This window comes from Pseudarthrobacter sp. LT1 (assembly GCF_035621795.1).
Lineage (GTDB): Bacteria > Actinomycetota > Actinomycetes > Actinomycetales > Micrococcaceae > Arthrobacter.
Map to the genome: position 1 here is coordinate 3,917,745 of NZ_CP141830.1, position 18,738 is coordinate 3,936,482.

Genomic DNA, 18,738 nt, shown 5'->3' on the forward strand with positions numbered 1-18,738 from the left:
GTCCGGATTTCGCATCGGGACCCTGGATCGGCTATCCTTGTAAAGTTGCTTTTGCAGCGGATCGGGATGTAGCGCAGCTTGGTAGCGCGCTTCGTTCGGGACGAAGAGGTCGCAGGTTCAAATCCTGTCATCCCGACCATAACGAAAAGAGGGTCTCCTTACGGAGGCCCTCTTTTTTGTATCTCGATGTGGTTACGGCAAATCCCCACATGTGACACCCATCAGTTAAAAGGAACAGCCCCGGAGCTGTTGCTCCGGGGCTGCCTTCGCCTCCTGTTGTGAGGAAGCCTTTTTACATCGGGTCGGGCCAGATTCCCGTGTACGTGGTGTACGTGGTGTCCGTCGTTGACGTTGCCTTCTTACCCTTGACCGGCTTGGACATCGGGTCAGGCCAGATACCGGTGGCTACGGACGTTCCCGAGTTGTCTGCTACCGAGCCTACGGACAGGACGGCGGGCGCGGCAGCGGAGAATGCCAAAGCACCCGCCATTACAGCTGCCGCTGCAATCTTCTTCAACATGTTGGTTCCTCAATACGAGTCGGATTCGTTACAAAGCCAGCACTGTCCTTGTTGACACACATTGTAAAATATTTTCCACAGGGGCTGTCAAGCATTTGCCGCCCCAGCTGTCCAGAAGGAGGAAACGCGTGGGCAACGGATTCGGAGAAAAGCTCCGGGCGGAGCGCCTTGAGCGTGGACTGACTCAGGCCGAACTGGGCAAGGACCTGTATTCACCCAGCTACATCTCGCTCCTCGAAACCGGCCGTCGCGAGCCGACCGCGGAGGTCATAGAGGAACTCGCCAGACGGCTGGAACTCGCGCCGAAAGCGTTGGAGGAATGGAGTCAGCCAATCTCGGTCACTGACGCCGAGTACGTTCTCGCCGGGCTGTATGCGCGACAAGCGTGGGATCTCCGGGATTATTCACTCGCGGCAAGCCATGCCGCCACCGCAGCGCGGATAGCACTTGACGGCAAGAACACCAGCGCCTGGTGGAACATGACCTACATGCAGGCTGAATGCTTGCTCAAGAGTGACCAATTTGATGAGTGTCAACAGATTGTCGAACGGCTTGTAAACCATCCTATGGCAAGAGAGTCAGCCGGGCTGGGCGTTCGGGCCCGCCAAATGTTGGCCACCATCTATCACAGGAAAGGCCAGCTCTCCGTTGCCGCGGACCACGCGCTGACGGCAGTCAAATTGGCCGAGACCCTGCCCAAGGGTTCCATCATCATTATTGGTGCTTATCGGGCTTTGATCGCAGCCCTGGCTGAAAGCGGGAGGCTGGACGAAGCGTGGCAGTACTGCCAGATCATGAGCTCCCAGGTAGATGAGAATTCAATGTCCCAGCTGGCTGGCGAGGTGGCCTGGGTTATCGGCAACGTCGCTTTCATTCGGCATGACTACACAGAAGGGGTCAAGCACCACGAACGCGCCGCGAAGCTCCTGTCCCCAGCCAATGACATCGAGCTGTGGGCCCGCTTCAACAAGGCTTCGGCCACTGTCCGATTGTCCGCGGGAATCGTGGAGCCTGAAACGTTGTCGGCGATTGAGCGCGCTGAACTGGCCTTTTCCATCGTGAGCGGTACAAAAGGTGATGAACTGGAAGTCGCGTTCATTCGTGCCCGCTGGCTATATCTGACGGGGGACATTGTCGCCGCGGTCGAAAAACTGCGTGAAATTCATGCAGGACGCGAAGCCCTCGCCAAGCACACTTCCGGAGAGGTTTCCCTTCTCCTCGGAAAGTCGCTCAAAGCATCCGGAGAACTCGATGAGGCACTCGTGCATCTGGAAGAAGCCCGGAAGGCCTTCGCTACAGCCGGCGCACAGGACCGGGTGCAGCAGGCGCTGGACGCCATCCTTGAAATCAAACTGGCGCAGAAACGCGCGGCGGCGGCTTCCAAAGCCAGCTGACCACGGGGCCCGCTAACCAGAAAGCCAGTTAACCGAAAAGCCAGGCCAGCCCGCGGACGGCGGGCTCACCTGGCTTTTGGTTGCGTCCTAGGAAAAGGTCTTACCGGTGATCTTCTCGTACGCCTCGACGTACCGGCTGCGGGTTCGGTCCACCACGTCTGCCGGAAGTGCCGGCGGCGGGGTGTCGGATGACTTGTCCCAGCCGGATTCGGCCGAGGTCAGCCAGTCACGCACGTACTGCTTGTCGTAGGACGGCTGGGCCTGTCCCGGCTTGTAGGTGGCTGCGTCCCAGAAGCGCGAGGAATCGGGGGTCAGCACCTCGTCGCCAAGGGTGATCGAGCCAGAGACGGCGTCGTACCCGAATTCAACCTTGGTGTCCGCCAGGATGATGCCGCGCTCCCGGGCGATCTTTTCCGCCGTCGTGTAGATCTTCAGGGTCAGCTCGCTGAGGCGGCCGGCGATGTCGTCCCCCACCAGGGCCACCACGGCGTCGTAGGTAATGTTCTCGTCGTGCTCGCCGATCAGGGCCTTGGCGGACGGGGTGAAGATCGCGTGCTCCAGCCGGGATCCGTCCACCAGCCCCTCCGGCAGCGGAATGTTGCACACCGTTCCGGACGCCTTGTATTCCACCAGCCCGGAACCGGTGAGGTAGCCGCGGGCAATGCACTCCACCGGGAACATGTCCAGCTTTTTGCAGATCATGGCCCGGCCTTCAACCTCGGCGGGAACACCGTCCTCAACGGTGGAGCCGAGCACGTGGTGTTCAACACCAAGCTGGTCGAACCACCACAGGCTCAGCTGGGTGAGGATGCGCCCCTTGTCAGGGATTTCGCTGGACAGCACGTGGTCGTAGGCGCTGATGCGGTCGCTGGCCACCACCAGCACGCAGTCCTGCCCGAACCGCTGAAGGACGGCTTCGTCGGCGGGCTCGTAGAGGTCGCGGACCTTGCCGGAATATATGTGCTTCCAGCCGGGCAGGTCCAGGGTGTCGGTGGCGTAGCCGCGGTTCTCGGGAGTAGTCATGTCAGGCCTTTGCTTTCACGATGGGCATCGAGCCCGTGGCGCCGAAGGGCACCTTGATTTCGCCGCGGGCGGCCTTGCCGGCAATGTCGCTGCGGAACTGGGAGCCTTCCAGCTGAACCAGCTCCACGCCGTCGTACGCCCGTTCGCGCGCCTCCACCAGGTCGCTGCCCAGGGCGACGACCGCCAGGACGCGGCCACCGGCGGAAACAACCTTGCCGTCCGCGTCCAGGGCGGTTCCGGCGTGGATGACGTGCACGCCGTCCAGGGCCTCCACTTTCTTGAGCCCGCGGATGCGGTCGCCCGTGCGGGGCTTGTCCGGGTAGTTCTCGGAGGCAATGACGACGGCGACGCCGGTTTCCTTGGCCCACCGCAGCTCTTCTGCCTTGTCCAGTTCGCCCTTGGCCGCCGCCATCAGCAGCGCACCGAGGGGGGTCTTGAGCCGGGCGAGGACTGCCTGCGTCTCGGGGTCGCCGAAGCGGACGTTGAATTCGATGACCCGGGTACCACGCGAGGTGAGGGCCAGGCCGACGAACAGGACGCCAACGAAGGGGGTTCCGCGGCGGGCCATTTCATTGACCGTGGGCTGGGCTACCCTTTCGAGGACTTCCTGCACCAGGCCCTCGGGCGCCCAATCGAGCGGGGTGTAGGCACCCATGCCGCCGGTGTTGGGCCCTTCATCGTTGTCGAAGATGCGCTTGAAATCCTGGGCGGGCGAGAGCGCCACGGTGTTCTGGCCGTCGCAGAGGACAAAGAGGGAAACCTCGGGGCCGTCCAGGAATTCCTCGATGACCACCGAGCCGCCGGCGTCAAAGCAGGACTGTGCGTGGGCCAGGGCTTCGTCCCGGTTCCTGGTGACCACTACGCCCTTGCCGGCAGCCAGGCCGTCGTCCTTCACCACATACGGGGCACCAAAGGTGTCCAGGGCGGACGCTGCTTCCTCGGCGTTTGTGGCCACGAGGGCCATGGCAGTGGGGACGCCGGCCTCCGCCATGACCTCTTTGGCGAAAGCTTTGGAGGCCTCCAGTTGGGCAGCAGCCTTGCTGGGTCCAAAGACGGGGATACCGGCTTCACGAACGGCGTCGGAGACACCCGCCGCCAGTGGAGCCTCCGGTCCCACCACCACCAGGTCCACGGCCAGCCGGGTGGCCAGTTCCGCAACCGCATCCGGATCATTGCCGTTGATGTTGTATGTGGGGACCAGCTTGCTGATCCCGGCATTGCCGGGCGCCGCGTGGACTTCGGACACGTTGGGGTCGGCAAGCAGGGAGCGGACAATGGCGTGTTCGCGGCCTCCGGGGCCAATGACGAGTACCTTCACAGTGTCCAAGGGTACTTTGTGCACCCTTTCCGCTCCTAAGCTGTGTCCTTCCCCGCCCGGTCAATCCGTGCCGCCCGCCGCTCCGAACCATATTCATGACAAAGCTTCGAAACCGGATTACGGGCCCCGCCCCCATGGCCGCACTAGCAGGCGTGGTGGCGGCCGCCGTCGTACTTGCCGTTGCGGAGCTGATTGGCGCATTCTTCACCGCCCGGGCAACGCCCCTGTTTGCCTTGGGCTCGACGTTCATCGACTTCACCCCGCCGTGGATGAAGGACTTTGCGATCGCCACCTTTGGTACGAATGACAAGGCCGCCCTGTTCGTGGGCATGGGCCTGACCATCGCTGTGCTGGCCTGCATCCTGGGCGTGGTGGCCTACCGGAAGTGGGGCCTGGGAGTCCTGGGGGTCCTGTTCATGGGGGCCGTGATCGTGGCCTGCGTGGTGACCCGCTCCGGCGTCAGCGGCGCGGACGCCATCCCGTCTATCCTGGGAACAGTTGCCGGCCTGGCGGTCCTGCGCCGGCTCATGGTGCCGCTGTGGGGGCTGAAGACGTGGCCTGAAGCGCCGGCGGACCAGGCGGACGACGACGACGCCACCCAGCAGGGTGCCGGCACCAACCGTCGGCGCTTCTTTGCTGCTGCCGGGGTTACCGCGGTGGCCGCCGGCATCGCCGCCACAGGCGGGCGGCTCCTGGGCGCGGCCCGCAGTAATGTCACCAAGGCGCGCGATGCACTCACGCTGCCGGCGCCGGCAAAGGCGGCGTCCCCCGTGCCGGCCGGCGTCCAGTCCCCGGTACAGGGCGTCACGCCGTGGCTGACACCCAACAATGACTTTTACCGCATCGATACTGCCCTGAGCGTCCCGGAAATCAACATTGATGACTGGCAGTTGCGCGTGCACGGCCTCGTGGAGCAGGAGGTCACGCTGACCTTTCAGGACCTGCTGGACGCGCAGCTGATCGAATCCCATGTGACCCTCACCTGCGTGTCCAACCCGGTGGGCGGCAACCTTGCCGGCAACGCCAAATGGTTGGGCCTTCCCATCCGCGAGGTCCTTGCCCGCGCCAAGCCAAAGGACGGTGCCGACATGGTGCTGTCAAAGTCCATCGACGGTTTCAGCGCCTCCACCCCCTTGGAGGTCCTGCAGGATGACAGGGACGCCATGCTGGCTATCGGCATGAACGGCGAACCGCTGCCGCTGGAGCACGGCTACCCGGTGCGGATGGTGGTTCCAGGGCTCTACGGCTTCGTCTCCGCCACCAAGTGGGTGGTGGACCTGGAGGTCACCCGTTTCGCGGACAACAAGGCCTACTGGACCGAGCGTGGCTGGTCAGAGCGGGGTCCCATCAAGACCATGGCCCGCGTGGACGTGCCCAAGTCCTTCGCGAAAGTGCCTGCCGGGAAGGTCGCCGTGGGTGGTACCGCCTGGGCCCAGACGCGGGGCATCGCGAAGGTGGAAATCCAGATCGACAACGGCGACTGGGCGGAGGCCACGCTTTCCACCGAGGCCTCCACCGTCACCTGGCGCCAGTGGTCCTACGAGTGGGATGCCACGCCGGGCCCGCACTACATCAAGGTCCGCGCCACCGACGGCACCGGTGAGGTCCAGACTGACAAGCGTGCCGATCCGGTTCCCGACGGCGCCTCAGGCTGGCAGTCGGTAATGGTCACTGTTCAGTAGAAGGTGACTGTTCAGTAGAAGGTCACGGTTCAGTAGATGGCCACTCCCAAGTAGATGACCACGGTTCAGTAGGGGCTGGCCCATAGACTGGCCGTATGCCGCACAATCCGCACGCAACCTTTACCGTGGACTCCGCCGTCGAACTGGCTGTGATTGAACGCAGCGGCTTTGTGGAGTCGCGGCACATCGGTTCCGCCGTCCTCCTGTCCGCCGACGGCGCGGTGGTGACCGAGCTGGGAGACATCACTACGCCCATCTACGCCCGGTCCGCGCTGAAACCGTTCCAGGCACTGGCGTCCATGCAGTCCGGCGTTCCGCTGCGTGGCGCCCAGGTTGCCATCGCGTGCGGAAGCCACACAGGGTCCCTGGACCACATGGACGTGGTGGCGGGAATGCTCAAGGCGGCCGGCGTCCGCGAAGACCAGCTGCAATGCCCTGAAGCGTGGCCGCAGGACGAAACGGCCCGGAACTGGCTGGTCCGCTCCGAGAAGGGGAAGTCGCGGCTGGCCTACAACTGTTCGGGAAAGCACGCCGCTTTCCTCTGGGCCTGCACCGAGAACGGGTGGGACACGCACAGCTACCTGGAGCCCAACCACCCGCTGCAGCAGCGGGTTCGCAGCGTCATCGAGGAATACACCGGCGGGAAGATCGCCCATCTGGGGATTGATGGCTGCGGTGCCCCCGTGGCGGCGGTTTCCCTCAAGGGCCTGGCCCAGGCGTACTCACAGCTGGCCAAGGCCCCGGGCGACCAGAGCTTCAGCGCCAGGGCCGCCACCATCGCAACCTCGATGCTCGATTACCCGTGGGCCGTTCAGGGCCGCGGCGAAGCCAACACCGTGGTGATGGACGAGCTGGAGGTCATCGCCAAGATCGGGGCCGAGGGTGTCCTTGCCATGGCCACGCCCCAGGGGGTCTCAGTCGCCGTGAAAATCCTGGACGGGAACATCCGGGCGACGTCGCTGGTGGCCCTGACCTTGCTTGCCGCTGCCGGGGCCGTGGAGATCCCGGGGGTTGCCAGCGCCTTGGAGAAGGTGGTGGAACCCGTACTGGGCGGCGGCCGGCCGGTCGGCAAAATCCGGTTGGGGCCGGCGGTTTCGGCCCTCCTGGACTGACACCCTTCTCCACCCGACGCGAAAGGAAGACTGAGAGCATGGCCGTAGCCCGCCGTCGTATTGACGTCCAGGAAGGCAAGGCAGCGCTGAAGGCATGGCTGGAAGGTGCGCAGCCGCCGTCGGGCGCTCCCCTGCCGCGGACCGTCCTGGCCACTGCCGTGCGGTACTCCCTGGAGGAGCTGACGGCGCGGGCTCCGGGCAACTCGGTCGAAGTGCGGGTGCCGCCGTTTGGCGTCACCCAGTGCGTGGAGGGCCCGCGGCACACGCGCGGCACCCCGCCCAACGTCATTGAGTGCGACGCCGCCACCTGGCTTGCCATGGTTACCGGCAGGATGGCATGGGCGGACGCCGTCGCTGCCCACAAGGTGGCGGCGTCCGGACTGCGAGCGGACCTCTCGGCCCTGCTCCCCCTCTAACCTGCCGCCGCCCGCGGGGTGGCTACCCGCGTCCGATGAAGGGCATGCCCGCGGCGGTGACCACGACCGAGCCCACGCTGGCCGAGGCCGGCATGTTGGCCATCATCAGCACCGCGCGCGCTGCGTCCGCCACCGGGAACATCGGTTCCACCTTGCGGCTGCCGTCCGCCTGCAGCGCCCCGGAGCCGACGCCGATGGTGTCCATGATCTCCGTGGCCGTGTTGCCGATATCGATCTGTCCGCACGTGATGCCGTAGCCGCGGCCGTCCAGATCAATGCTCTTGGTCAGCCCGGTCATGGCGTGCTTGGTGACGGTGTACGCCACGGTCCGGGGCCGGGGCGAATGGGCCGAGATGGACCCGTTGTTGATGATCCGCCCGCCCTGCGGCTCCTGGGCCTTCATGGCCCTGACTGCGGCCGCCGCACACAGCATGGATCCGGTGAGGTTCACGGCCAGCGTTGTGTTCCAGTCCTCCAGGCTGATTTCGTCCACACTGGCCGCCGGACCAAAGACACCGGCGTTGTTGAACAGCACGTCCACCCGCCCCCACTGTTGCCGGGCCGCCTCGAAAAGCCGTTCGACGTCGTCGGGCCGGGTGACGTCGCAGGGCACCACGAGCGCGTCCGGGCTGCCGTCCGCGGTTTCCTTCAGCTGCGCCTCCCGGCGGCCGGCAAGTGCCACGCGGTAGCCGTCCGCCAGCATCTGCCGGGCGACCTCCCGGCCGATGCCGGATCCGGCCCCGGTGACGACGGCTACTTTTCTGCTTTGCTCAGGGGTACTCACGATGCTCTCCTCGTTCGGGCAGTCATAATTGCATCGTACGTCCACCTCTTCCTAATCTCGAATAGCAAAAGTGTTTTCTCACCATACGAAAACACTGCCTAATGCTTTCAAAGACGAAAAGAGGCTGCCGTGGCTGCAGGAGAAGATACCTCCCATATCCTCAGCGGGTTGACTAACCAGCTGCCTGATCGTGATCCGGAAGAGACTGCCGAGTGGGTTGAGTCCCTGGACGCGTTGATCAGGGAACAGGGCACCGAGCGTGCCCAATACATCATGCGGAGCCTGCTGCAGCGCGCCGGCGCGCAGAGCGTGGGGGTGCCGATGGTGACCACCACCGATTACGTGAACACGATCCCGGTGGACCAGGAAGCTGCGTTCCCGGGCAACGAGGAGTTCGAGCGCCGGTACCGGGCGTACATGCGGTGGAACGCCGCGGTCATGGTGCACCGGGCGCAGCGGCCCGATATCGGGGTCGGCGGGCACATCTCCACCTACGCCGGGGCCGCGACCCTGTACGAGGTCGGCTTCAACCACTTCTTCCGCGGCAAGGACCACCCCGGCGGCGGGGACCAGGTCTTCTTCCAGGGCCACGCCTCCCCCGGCATGTACGCCCGGGCATTCATGGAAGGACGCCTGTCCGAGGAGGACCTGGACGGGTTCCGGCAGGAAAAGTCCCGCGAGGGCCACGCCCTGTCCTCCTACCCGCACCCGCGCCTGATGCCGCACTTCTGGGAATTCCCCACGGTGTCCATGGGCATCGGGCCGATGAACGCGATCTATCAGGCCCAGAACAACCGCTACCTGCACAACCGGGGCCTGAAGGACACCTCGGACCAGCAGGTCTGGGCGTTCCTGGGCGACGGTGAAATGGACGAGCCCGAGTCCCGGGGCCTGCTGCAGCTGGCAGCGAACGAGAACCTGGACAACCTGAACTTCGTGATCAACTGCAACCTCCAGCGCCTGGACGGCCCGGTACGCGGCAACGGCAAGATCATGCAGGAACTCGAAGCGTTCTTCCGCGGCGCGGGCTGGAACGTGATCAAGGTCGTCTGGGGCCGGGAGTGGGATGACCTGCTCACCCGCGACACCGACGGGTCCCTGGTGAAGATCATGAACGAAACCGTCGACGGGGACTACCAGACCTACAAGGCCGAGTCCGGCGGGTTCGTCCGTGAACACTTCTTCGGCAAGACCCCGCAGACCAAGGACCTCGTCGCGGACCTCACCGATGACCAGATCTGGAACCTCAAGCGCGGCGGCCACGACTACCGCAAGGTCTACGCCGCATACAGGGCCGCGACCGAATTCAAGGGCAAACCCACCGTCATCCTCGCCCACACCGTCAAGGGCTACGGCCTCGGCCCCAGGTTTGAAGGCAGGAATGCCACGCACCAAATGAAGAAACTGACGGTTGAGGATCTCAAGGACTTCAGGGATTACCTGCGCATTCCCATTTCGGATGAACAACTCGACGCCGACCCGTACCGTCCTCCCTATTACCACCCGGGTTTTGATGCGCCCGAGATTGCCTACCTCCTTGACCGGCGAAGGGCGCTGGGCGGTTCTGTTCCCGAACGCCGCGGCGAACACCAGGCAGTTGACCTTCCCGACGCTAAGTCCTACGAGGTGGCCAAGCGCGGTTCAGGCAAACAGATGGCCGCGACCACCATGTCTTTCGTGCGCCTGCTCAAGGATTTGCTGCGCGACAAGAAGTTCGGGAACCGGATTGTGCCCATCGTGCCGGATGAGTCGCGCACCTTCGGCATGGATGCGTTCTTCCCGACCGCCAAGATCTACAGCCCGGCCGGGCAGAACTATCTGTCGGTGGACCGGGACCTCGTCCTGGCCTACAAGGAATCCCCCGCCGGGCAGCTGATCCACCCCGGCATCAACGAAGCCGGCGCCGTGGCAGCCTTCACCGCCGCCGGAACCTCCTACGCCACCCACGGCGTACCCCTGGTCCCGGTCTACGTGTTCTACTCCATGTTCGGCTTCCAGCGCACCGGCGACGCCTTCTGGGCCGCCGGCGACCAGATGACCCGCGGCTTCATCATCGGCGCCACCGCAGGACGAACCACCCTCACCGGCGAAGGCCTCCAGCACGCCGACGGACACTCCCCCCTGCTCGCCTCCACCAACCCCGCCGTCCTCACCTACGACCCCGCCTACGGCTACGAAATCGGACACATCGTCCGCTCCGGCCTGGAACGGATGTACGGGGAAGAGTCCGGGGGACACAGGGGCGACAAGAACGTCATGTACTACCTCACCGTGTACAACGAACCGATCGTTCAGCCGGCCGAGCCTGAGGACCTCGACGTGCAGGGTGTGCTGGGCGGCATCTACCGGGTGTCGGCGTCGAGTATGGAAGGACCGAAGGCGCAGATCCTTGCCTCCGGCGTCTCCGTGCCCTGGGCCATCGAGGCCCAGCGCGTGCTGGCCGATGACTGGAACGTCTCTGCCGACGTCTGGTCCGTGACCTCCTGGAACGAACTGCGCCGCGACGGCCTCGCCGCCGAAGAGGAAGCCTTCCTCAACCCCGGCCAGCCCGCCCGCGTCCCATTCGTCACCCAGCAACTCGAAGGCGCCACTGGCCCCATCGTCGCCGTCTCGGACTATATGAAAGCCGTCCCGGACCAGATCCGGCAATTCGTCCCCAACGAATACGCCACCCTCGGCGCCGACGGCTTCGGCTTCTCCGACACCCGCGCAGCAGCCCGCCGCTTCTTCAAAAACGACACCCACTCCATCGTGGTGAAAGTCCTGCAGATGCTCGCGGCGAGGGGCGAAGTGGAGGCGGACGCGCCGTCGTACGCAATGGACCGCTACAAGCTGCTGGATGTCAATGCCGGCACCACCGGTGGGGCGGGAGGCGACGCCTGAGCATTGCTCCCATAGGGTGCAGCTATGGGTGACAGTGACGGGACCGGTTCAGCGGGGATGAGGACTACCGGGGTGGTGCTGGCCGCAGGTGCAGGCACACGCCTGGGTTTGGGCCCAAAGGCCTTGCTTCCGTACCGGGGGCGGCCGCTGGTGGAGGCTATTGCCGGAGCACTGCTCGCCGGCGGCTGCCGGGAGGTGGTGGTGGTCCTCGGTGCAGGCGCGGCCCAGGTTGAAGCTGCCGCCAGGCTGGACGGCTGCCGCGTGCTGACCAACCCTGAATGGGCGTCAGGAATGGGCAGTTCCTTCCTGCTCGGCAATCAGGCCGCGGACCCGACAGACCACCTCCTGATCGCGTTGGTGGACCAGCCGGGCCTGACGCCGGAATCCGTGCACCGCCTGTTGTCCTCCCACCGCCCTGGGCGGGTCACCGCGGCCGCGTACCGCCGTCGTGATTCCAACGACGGCGGTCAGGCGGCACTCCGCCGCGGGCACCCCCTGCTCATCGACACCTCCCTCCGCGAAGCTGTTTGCGCAACGGTGACGGGTGACGCCGGGGCCCGCGGCTTCCTGCGCAGCCACCCGGACCTTGTGGACGAGGTGGATTGCAGCGATCAGTCCACCGGAGAGGACGTGGATACGCCGGACCAGCTCGGCCTTCTCCAGTAGCACCGAAGCTGGTCAGGCGTGAGTGCGCAGGAACCGGTCAAGGGCATCCTCCCAAGGAGAGGTGCCATGCCGAACGAGGTCAATGCTGCCCGGTCACTTTCCGGCCGGCCACTTTCGGTCCGGCCAGCGTGGTGGTTCCCAGTCCTGGTGTTCGCTCGGGTAGTGGCGGCCGGTGGGTGAGGTCCAGCCGGGTGGTTCGTTCTTGGTGGCGGGTGTGGGTTTCCAGGCCGTGGTGTGGCGGAGTTTGTGGTGTTTCGGGCAGGGCTGTCCCAGGTTGCTGATTCCGGTGGTGCCGCCCTTGGCCCAGGCGAGGATGTGGTCGGCATCGTTGTCCAAGGAATTGTTGCTGCACCCCGGGAACGGGCACTTCCCGTCCCGCATCCGCAACCACGCCCGCATGGCCCCGGTGACCCGGTAGCTTGTCCGGCCGATTTCCAATGGTGCCCCGTCCCGCGGGTCCACCAGCACCCGGTAGAACGACCCCGCACCGGAGGCGACGAGTGCCCGGGCCATTGACGGTGGGATGGGGCCGTACCCGTCCAGCATCGCCGGCTCGTCGGTCAGGCCCATCAGGGAGAACACCGGGACGGTGACCAGCACCTGCGCCCGGATCGGCGCCTGCACACGGTCCCGGGCGGCACCCGCACCGTCGCTGGAGCTGCCGCTCGCACCCGTACCCTCGGTGAAGCTGCCGCTGCAGCTGACACTGCCACGGGTGTCGCTGTGGTTCGGTGTGCCGTTGGTGAGGATCGCGTTGGCGAAGGTGTCCGCCCGGAGCTGGGTCATGGTGCGGCCTTCATCGGGTCCCTGCAGGGCCCGGGCGGACGCGGTGAGCCGGTTCCACCCGGCCTGGGCCTGGTCCGCGGGCAGGTACGCGGACAGCCAGGCCATCCCGTCCTGGTCCGGCCGGAACTCCACCCGCCGGTCCGCGACCCCTTTGGCGTGGCGTTGTTCGATGCACCCGGCCTGGTGGCGTTCCCGCCAGGTGCGGGCCTTGGCCTTGAACCGGTGCGCCGGAAGCTCACCCACCGGGCACCCCCGCGCCGGGTCCGGTGCGTCCGGGTCCAGGAAATGGGCTTCCAACGCCGCCGCCCCAACAGCATCCAGACACGCTGTCTCGTCCGCCATCACCACCGCGTGGCTCCAGGAGATCACCCCGGCCTGCAAAGCCTCCAACGTCCGCGGCAACGTCGCCGTGACAGCGTGCGAGGTGGCCAGGAACGAACCCGCCGCCCGCGGCCCCAAGGCCAGCACACAGCCGATTTCCGCCGCGGCCGCCATCTCTTGCGCCTGCACCGGCACGTCCGGCCCGGCAACGGCACAGGCGGTGGCCGCGTACTTCACCGCGGCCCTGGCCTTCAGCGCAGCGATCCCGGCCTCCACCTCCCGGGACCCGGCCAGAATGTCCAGGCAACCATCCGCCAAACCAGACAACGGGTCCGCCGCAGAAAACGGCACCGCACCGGCCCCATCAAGCTCTGCATTCAGCACAGCAAGGGCAGCACGGATCTCCCCAAAAGCCCTCACCACCGCTGCCTTCCCCATAAACCCATCATGGCAAGGGGGTCTGACAATCAGGATCCATAAGGGGAATTCAGCTCAGGCCGGCATCCCATGCTCCAGCAACTGCTCCAGCCCCTGTTTGAAGCCGGACCTGCCGCCGTGGGCGGGGTGCCGGATCTTCGGTACGTCAAGGCCGCTGCGTTGCAGGCTGTGCTGGGCCACATTGCCCACCGCCACGATGGTACTGATGCCGAACAGTTCCGAAAGCTCCTGCCAAAAAGGCGTGCCGAGCTTGGTCTCGGAGGGCCTGGGCGTGCGGTTGGACAAGGGCTTGCCTGGCTGATGCGTGTGCCAGGGAAAGGCACTCCACAGCAGCGGAAGGAAATCCACTTCTTCCAGGACTTGCCAGAGCACGGTAGCGGTGGGCTCCGCGGCAACCCCCGCGGCTTCGGGCGGCAGCACGTAACCCTTGCCGGGACCGAAAAGCCCGAAGCTGTTGGCGGGCCCTCCGAGGATGACCCTGTTGGTGAAGGGCACTCCGGTGATACGCATGCCCCTGAAGCCCGGCGCCTCGCCCACCAGCAGTACTTTGGGCCGGCGGTCCAGCATCTCCTGCAGGTAGATCTCCAGGTTACGGCGGCGGAGCGCATTCTCCGGAACGGCGTGGTTGAAGAAATTGTTGGCCGCAGCACCCGTGTCAACGACTGCAAGCTGCTCAACGAATGCCGCGATGGCAGGAGCACTCATTCGCCCGGTTCTTCCAGGCGTGCGGCCAGGCGTTCGCACGCAGCCTGGTCAGCTCTCGCGAGGCGCGCCTTCTTAAGGTTCTCGCGCAGGATCCAGCGCACGTCCTTGTCTTGGCTCACGGCCCATTTCTCCAGGTACCCGAATCCCTTGTCCGGAGCGGCCGCGACGGCCACGCTCCAGCAGTATCCGAGCCCCTGGCGCAGCACGCGGAATTCCTCAGTTCGCCGCAAGGCGGGATCGGTTCCTGCAATGGCGGCGGTGATCTTGTCCAGGACGTCCACTGCCCTTCCTGCATCCTCGGGGGTGCGCAGCAGGCGGGGTTCGCAGATTCCGGCAGCCACGGCGCGCTGCATCAGGGGACCATCGCCGAGCCACTCCACAGCCAGGGTCCACAATGCCGGCATGTCCGCATCACCGAGCCTCTGCAGTGCCATCGCAACCCCCTCGCGGACCCGCCAGCGTTGGTCCCCTGCAAGGCCCCGTAATGTCTCCGCCGCACCCTGCCGGCCCTCAACAAGCAATCGGCCAAGGCCCACGGCACCGCACATGGCCCGGTATTCGTCCGGACTCTCCACACAGACCTCTATCAAACCGGGGTCCGCCACATCGGCAAAAGCCTCTGCCAGCTCAATGTTGCCGCGGGGACCGGGCAGTCCTGACTCAGCATCGAGATAGGCCAGCCATTGCCCGGCGGGGAGGGATGCCAGCACCGCCCTGTAATCAGACCGTTTGGTCACCGCCACACCTCCATGCCGCAGACTCGTGCTGCCCTTAGGGCTCTCCTACCAGCGCGGGTGGATGGCCTCGCGGAAGTAGTGGTCGTAGATCCAGCGGACGCCGTCGTCGAACTCTTTGCCGATGCTGACGGCAGCCGCGGCGGCGTTGGCACGGGCCTGTTCCACGTTGCGGGCGCCGGGAATCACGGTGCTGACCCCGTCCTGCGCCGCGATCCAGGCGATGGCGGCCTGGGCGGTGGTGGCGCCCTCCGGCACCAGCTGCTCGAACTCCTTCACAGCTTTCAGGCCCAGCTCGTAGTCCACGCCGGAGAAGGTTTCCCCGACGTCGAAGGCGTCGCCCTTGCGGTTGTAGTTCCGGTGGTCGTTCTCCGCGAACGTGGTGTCCTTGGAGTACTTGCCGGACAGCAGGCCCGATGCCAATGGAACGCGGGCAATGATGCCGACGCCTGCGGCTTTGGCGGCCGGCAGGACTTCGTCCAGGGGCTTGAGCCGGAAGGCGTTCAGGATGATCTGGACGGAAGCGGTTCCCTCGTGGCGGATCGCTTCCAGGGCTTCGTCCGTCCGTTCCACGGACACGCCGTAGTTGCGGATGGCGCCCTCGGACACCAGGGTGTCCAGCGCGTCGTAAACCTCGTTGTTGCTGTAAACGGGCGTGGGCGGGCAGTGCAGCTGAACCAGGTCCAGCGTGTCCGTTCCCAGGTTCTTCCTCGAACGGTCCACCCACTGGCGGAAGTTGGCCAGCGTGTAGTTTTCCGGCCGCTGTTCCATCCGGCGGCCCATCTTGGTGGCCACGGTGACCCCGAGGCCGGGGTTGTCCGCCAGGAACTTCCCGATGGCCTGCTCACTGCGTCCGTCACCGTAGACGTCCGCGGTGTCAAAGAAGGTGACTCCCGCTTCCACGGAAGCCGCGAGGATCGCCTGTGCCTGCGCCGGGTCCACGTTGCCCCAGTCCGCGCCGAGCTGCCACGTGCCGAGCCCCACAATGGACACATTCCGTCCGGTCTTGCCTAAAATCCGCTGTTCCATCCCCCGACTATATGCAACGATGCAACCCGGGGTCAGATCCGCCCCGCCCGGGCCCCACCCCGGGAGCCGTACGTGGCCCCCCGGCGTGGTCTATGCAGGAACCTGCTCCAGCCCGGCCACCAGCCCCGCTTCCTTCAGCCCCAGGTAGATCCGGTCCCGGGCAATGGGCAGGGACGCGAAGCGCACCCCGGTGGCATTGCGGATGGCGTTGGCGAGCGCCGGAGCCACGGGATTGAACGGGCTTTCGCTCATGGATTTCGCCCCCAGCGGCCCCATCCTGTCGTTCGTGTCCGCGAAGTACACCTCGCTGCGCGGCACGTCCGCGAACGTAGGGATGTGGTACTGCCGCAGGATGTCCGTGGTGACCTTTCCGGCGTTGTCCACCACCACTTCTTCATACAGCGTGGCACCCAGGGCCTGGGCGATTCCGCCCTCGATCTGGCCGCGGCACTGCCGCGGGTTGACCACCACGCCGGCGTCCGCTGCCTGCACGCTTTGCAGGATCTTCAGCTCGCCGGTGCCCCGGTTCACGGCCACCCGGAAGCCGTGCACGTTGAACGCGACGGAGCGCGGTGTACCGCCCCAGCGCCCCTCGGCGGCAAGTTCGACGCCGGCATCCGCGGCAGCCTGCGCCAGTTCAGCCAGTGCCACGGGGGTTCCGTCGACCACCACGGCGTCACCGTCGAGAACGCAGGCGGATGCCTGGGTCTGCCGGATCCCGGCGGCAAAGGCGCGGATCCGGACAGCCAGCTCTTCCGCGGCTGCCAGGGTCGCCTTGCCGGCCACCACGGTACCGGCGGAGCCGAACGCACCGGTATCGTGCTCCACCAGGTCGGTGTCGGACTGCCGCACCACCACCCTGGATGCCTCGGTGGACAGCGCAGTGGCTGCCAGCTGGGCGTGCACGGTGGTGGTGCCGTTGCCGAACTCGGCGGTCCCGACGTCGGCCTGGTACGTCCCGTCCGGCAGGAGCCGGACGTGGGAGTGGGCAAAGTGGCCGCGCGGCGGGACGGTATCGATCATGGACAGGGCGGCGCCTTCACCCACCATCCAGTCGGGGCCAAGATCGTCCAGGCCTGCGTCCCGGTACCGGGCCTTGCCGCGGTCCAGGGCATCCCTGACCAGGTCCAGGCACTGGTCCAGGCCGTAGCTGCCGTAGTGGACGTCCTCCTCCGGATCCGGCTGGGTGGACAGCATGTGGTCGCCCTCGCGGACCATGTTGCGCCGGCGGAACTCCAGCGGGTCCATGCCGATCCCGGCGGCGAGCTCGTCCATGGCGGACTCGATGGCGAAGATCATCTGGCTCAGCCCGTACCCGCGGAACGCACCGGACGGCACGGTGTTGGTGTAGACCGAATGCGCGTCCACTTTCTTGTTGGCGCAGTTGTACACGGCCAGGGATTCGCCGCAGCCGTGGAACATGACGCCGGGCCCGTGGTTGCCGTAGGCGCCGGTGTTGGTCACGACGTCCAGTTCGAGCGCGGTCAGCCGCCCTTCCCTGCCGGCCCCCGCCTTCAGCTTGATGGTGAACGGGTGCCGGGTGGTGGTGGCGGTGAACTGTTCGGTGCGGGTCAGTTCCAGCTGGACCGGCCGCTGCAGCTTCAGGGCCGCGAGCGCCACGAGGTCCTCGGTAAGGACTTCCTGCTTGCCGCCAAATCCACCGCCGACACGGCCGGCCACCACATGCACTTTGTCTTCCGGCAAACCGAATACCCGGCACAGGGTCCGGCGGACCAGGAAGGGGACCTGGCTGGAGGTGCGGACCTGCAGCCGCCCTTCGGCGTCCACCGAAGCGATGGCAGCGTGCGTTTCCAGTGCCACGTGCTGCACCCGCTGGGTTTGGTAGGTCTGTTCGTGGATAAAGTCGGCGGCGGCGAAGCCGTCAGCCACGCTCCCCAGCTCCGAGTGCAGTTCCGCCACTACGTTGCCGTCCGGCCGCGAGATGCGGGAGCGGGCGGCATCCTTGTCCCCGTGGACCAGCGGCGCGCCGGGACGCAGGGCCTCCTGCGGCGAGAAGACGGCGGGCAGTTGCTGGTATTCCACCTGGAGGGCCCGGACCCCGGCTTCTGCCGCCGCGACCGATTCGGCGACGACGGCGGCCACCCGCTGGCCAATGAAGCGCACCACGTCATCGAGCACCCGCGTATCGTCCGGGTCGTCGGTGAAGAGCTCGTGCTGGGCCGTGGAGAACAGCTGCTCCGGCGCGTCCTCATGGGTAAAGACCGCCACCACCCCCGGAATCTTCAGGGCAGCATCGGTATCAATGGACACCACCCGGGCGTGCGCGTGCGGCGAGCGCAGGATTTTAAGGTGCAGCAGTGCCCGCTGCTGGTCACCCGGGAGATCCAGGGTGTAACGGGCGGCGCCGGTGACCACTGCCCTGCTGGCAGGCGCCGGAACGTCGTCGCCCAAACGGCCCGGCTCCGGGTCAGGCTGCCCCTCCCCCGCGATGCCGGACCCCGGCCCCTGGGGATCGGGGTGGCCCGGGTTGCCGCAGACCGCATCGGCGATGGCGCGGTAGCCGGTGCAGCGGCAGAGGTTGCCCTTCAGGTTGCGGGGCAGGTTCTCCCGTTGGTCGTCGTCGAACGTGGCGGCCGTCATCACCATGCCCGCCGTGCAGAAGCCGCACTGGAAGCCCTGGCGTTCCATGAACTGCTGCTGCACCGGGTGCAGCTCCCCCTCGGGACCGCCGGCGGCGGCTGCCAGCCCCTCGATGGTGGTGACCGCGTGGCCCTCGGCGCGGACGGCGGGATAGATGCAGCTGTGGACCGGCGTCCCGTCCACGTGCACGGTGCAGGCACCGCAGTCTCCGCCGTCGCATCCCTTCTTCACACCCGTGTTGCCCTGCTCGCGCAGGAACGTCCGCAGGCATTGCCCTGGGCGCGGGTCCGCGCCGGCGGGGGTTCCGTTGATCTCGATGGCCATGC

General features: G+C 66.2%; 15 protein-coding genes and 1 tRNA gene. 7 read left to right on the forward strand and 9 right to left on the reverse strand.

The window, feature by feature from the left end:
* The first annotated feature begins 62 nt into the window (after positions 1-62).
* Positions 63-139: transfer RNA gene (locus VIK36_RS18400), tRNA-Pro, on the forward strand.
* 153 nt (positions 140-292) lie between these two features.
* On the opposite strand, the gene VIK36_RS18405 is transcribed toward VIK36_RS18400, so the two are convergent.
* Positions 293-520, reverse strand: a complete 228-nt coding sequence (locus VIK36_RS18405; protein WP_324643120.1) for a hypothetical protein — start codon at positions 518-520, stop codon at positions 293-295.
* A 128-nt stretch (positions 521-648) separates the two neighbouring features.
* Between VIK36_RS18405 and VIK36_RS18410 the strand changes: the two genes are divergently transcribed.
* A complete protein-coding gene (locus VIK36_RS18410) occupies positions 649-1,914 on the forward strand; it encodes a helix-turn-helix transcriptional regulator (RefSeq protein WP_324643121.1) in 1,266 nt (421 codons plus the stop codon).
* Positions 1,915-2,001: 87 nt separating this feature from the next.
* Here VIK36_RS18410 and VIK36_RS18415 read toward each other — a convergent pair whose 3' ends face one another.
* Together VIK36_RS18415 and purD are read right to left on the reverse strand one after the other, a co-directional pair.
* Positions 2,002-2,937, reverse strand: coding sequence for a phosphoribosylaminoimidazolesuccinocarboxamide synthase (locus VIK36_RS18415; RefSeq protein WP_224027039.1), 936 nt, complete (start codon positions 2,935-2,937; stop codon positions 2,002-2,004).
* A 1-nt stretch (position 2,938) separates the two neighbouring features.
* A complete protein-coding gene (purD, locus tag VIK36_RS18420) occupies positions 2,939-4,255 on the reverse strand; it encodes a phosphoribosylamine--glycine ligase (RefSeq protein WP_324645314.1) in 1,317 nt (438 codons plus the stop codon).
* Between the two features lie 95 nt (positions 4,256-4,350).
* On the opposite strand from purD, the gene VIK36_RS18425 reads away from it, so the two are divergent.
* The 3 genes from VIK36_RS18425 (at position 4,351) to VIK36_RS18435 (ending at position 7,465) form a co-directional block, all read left to right on the forward strand.
* Positions 4,351-5,937: a molybdopterin-dependent oxidoreductase gene (locus VIK36_RS18425; protein WP_324643122.1), complete on the forward strand. Its 1,587-nt coding sequence runs from the start codon at positions 4,351-4,353 to the stop codon at positions 5,935-5,937.
* A 95-nt stretch (positions 5,938-6,032) separates the two neighbouring features.
* Complete coding sequence (locus VIK36_RS18430) at positions 6,033-7,049, forward strand: asparaginase (protein WP_324643124.1); 1,017 nt, start codon at positions 6,033-6,035, stop codon at positions 7,047-7,049.
* Between the two features lie 38 nt (positions 7,050-7,087).
* The gene (locus VIK36_RS18435) at positions 7,088-7,465 is read left to right on the forward strand and encodes a sterol carrier family protein (protein ID WP_255173275.1); all 378 of its coding nucleotides are present in this window, start codon (positions 7,088-7,090) and stop codon (positions 7,463-7,465) included.
* Between the two features lie 22 nt (positions 7,466-7,487).
* Here VIK36_RS18435 and VIK36_RS18440 read toward each other — a convergent pair whose 3' ends face one another.
* Positions 7,488-8,249, reverse strand: a complete 762-nt coding sequence (locus tag VIK36_RS18440; RefSeq protein WP_324643126.1) for an SDR family oxidoreductase — start codon at positions 8,247-8,249, stop codon at positions 7,488-7,490.
* 129 nt (positions 8,250-8,378) lie between these two features.
* Between VIK36_RS18440 and aceE the strand changes: the two genes are divergently transcribed.
* Together aceE and nboR are read left to right on the forward strand one after the other, a co-directional pair.
* Entirely contained in the window at positions 8,379-11,132 is a 2,754-nt protein-coding gene (gene aceE, locus VIK36_RS18445; RefSeq protein WP_324643128.1) for a pyruvate dehydrogenase (acetyl-transferring), homodimeric type, read from the forward strand.
* Positions 11,133-11,156: 24 nt separating this feature from the next.
* Entirely contained in the window at positions 11,157-11,798 is a 642-nt protein-coding gene (gene nboR, locus VIK36_RS18450; protein ID WP_324643129.1) for a nicotine blue oxidoreductase, read from the forward strand.
* 93 nt (positions 11,799-11,891) lie between these two features.
* On the opposite strand, the gene VIK36_RS18455 is transcribed toward nboR, so the two are convergent.
* The 5 genes from VIK36_RS18455 to VIK36_RS18475 form a co-directional block, all read right to left on the reverse strand.
* The gene (locus VIK36_RS18455) at positions 11,892-13,343 is read right to left on the reverse strand and encodes an HNH endonuclease signature motif containing protein (RefSeq protein WP_324643130.1); all 1,452 of its coding nucleotides are present in this window, start codon (positions 13,341-13,343) and stop codon (positions 11,892-11,894) included.
* A 54-nt stretch (positions 13,344-13,397) separates the two neighbouring features.
* Positions 13,398-14,048 carry a uracil-DNA glycosylase gene (locus tag VIK36_RS18460; protein ID WP_324643132.1) on the reverse strand — a complete coding sequence of 217 codons (651 nt, stop codon included), beginning with the start codon at positions 14,046-14,048 and terminating at the stop codon, positions 13,398-13,400.
* Positions 14,045-14,785 carry a HEAT repeat domain-containing protein gene (locus VIK36_RS18465; RefSeq protein WP_324643133.1) on the reverse strand — a complete coding sequence of 247 codons (741 nt, stop codon included), beginning with the start codon at positions 14,783-14,785 and terminating at the stop codon, positions 14,045-14,047. Before VIK36_RS18465 ends, VIK36_RS18460 begins: the two co-directional genes overlap by 4 nt.
* A 45-nt stretch (positions 14,786-14,830) precedes the next feature.
* Positions 14,831-15,811 carry an aldo/keto reductase gene (locus VIK36_RS18470; RefSeq protein ID WP_255173282.1) on the reverse strand — a complete coding sequence of 327 codons (981 nt, stop codon included), beginning with the start codon at positions 15,809-15,811 and terminating at the stop codon, positions 14,831-14,833.
* Between the two features lie 90 nt (positions 15,812-15,901).
* Complete coding sequence (locus tag VIK36_RS18475; protein WP_324643135.1) at positions 15,902-18,736, reverse strand: molybdopterin-dependent oxidoreductase; 2,835 nt, start codon at positions 18,734-18,736, stop codon at positions 15,902-15,904.
* Positions 18,737-18,738 lie beyond the last annotated feature (2 nt).

What these genes read in the sequence shown, in the direction of transcription:
- VIK36_RS18405 (WP_324643120.1), bottom strand. Translation starts at nt 520, where the DNA reads ATGTTGAAGAAGATTGCAGCGGCAGCTGTAATGGCGGGTGCTTTGGCA.
- VIK36_RS18415 (WP_224027039.1), bottom strand. Translation starts at nt 2,937, where the DNA reads ATGACTACTCCCGAGAACCGCGGCTACGCCACCGACACCCTGGACCTG.
- VIK36_RS18425 (WP_324643122.1), top strand. Translation starts at nt 4,351, where the DNA reads ATGACAAAGCTTCGAAACCGGATTACGGGCCCCGCCCCCATGGCCGCA.
- VIK36_RS18430 (WP_324643124.1), top strand. Translation starts at nt 6,033, where the DNA reads ATGCCGCACAATCCGCACGCAACCTTTACCGTGGACTCCGCCGTCGAA.
- VIK36_RS18435 (WP_255173275.1), top strand. Translation starts at nt 7,088, where the DNA reads ATGGCCGTAGCCCGCCGTCGTATTGACGTCCAGGAAGGCAAGGCAGCG.
- nboR (WP_324643129.1), top strand. Translation starts at nt 11,157, where the DNA reads ATGGGTGACAGTGACGGGACCGGTTCAGCGGGGATGAGGACTACCGGG.
- VIK36_RS18455 (WP_324643130.1), bottom strand. Translation starts at nt 13,343, where the DNA reads ATGGGGAAGGCAGCGGTGGTGAGGGCTTTTGGGGAGATCCGTGCTGCC.
- VIK36_RS18460 (WP_324643132.1), bottom strand. Translation starts at nt 14,048, where the DNA reads ATGAGTGCTCCTGCCATCGCGGCATTCGTTGAGCAGCTTGCAGTCGTT.
- VIK36_RS18470 (WP_255173282.1), bottom strand. Translation starts at nt 15,811, where the DNA reads ATGGAACAGCGGATTTTAGGCAAGACCGGACGGAATGTGTCCATTGTG.
- VIK36_RS18475 (WP_324643135.1), bottom strand. Translation starts at nt 18,736, where the DNA reads ATGGCCATCGAGATCAACGGAACCCCCGCCGGCGCGGACCCGCGCCCA.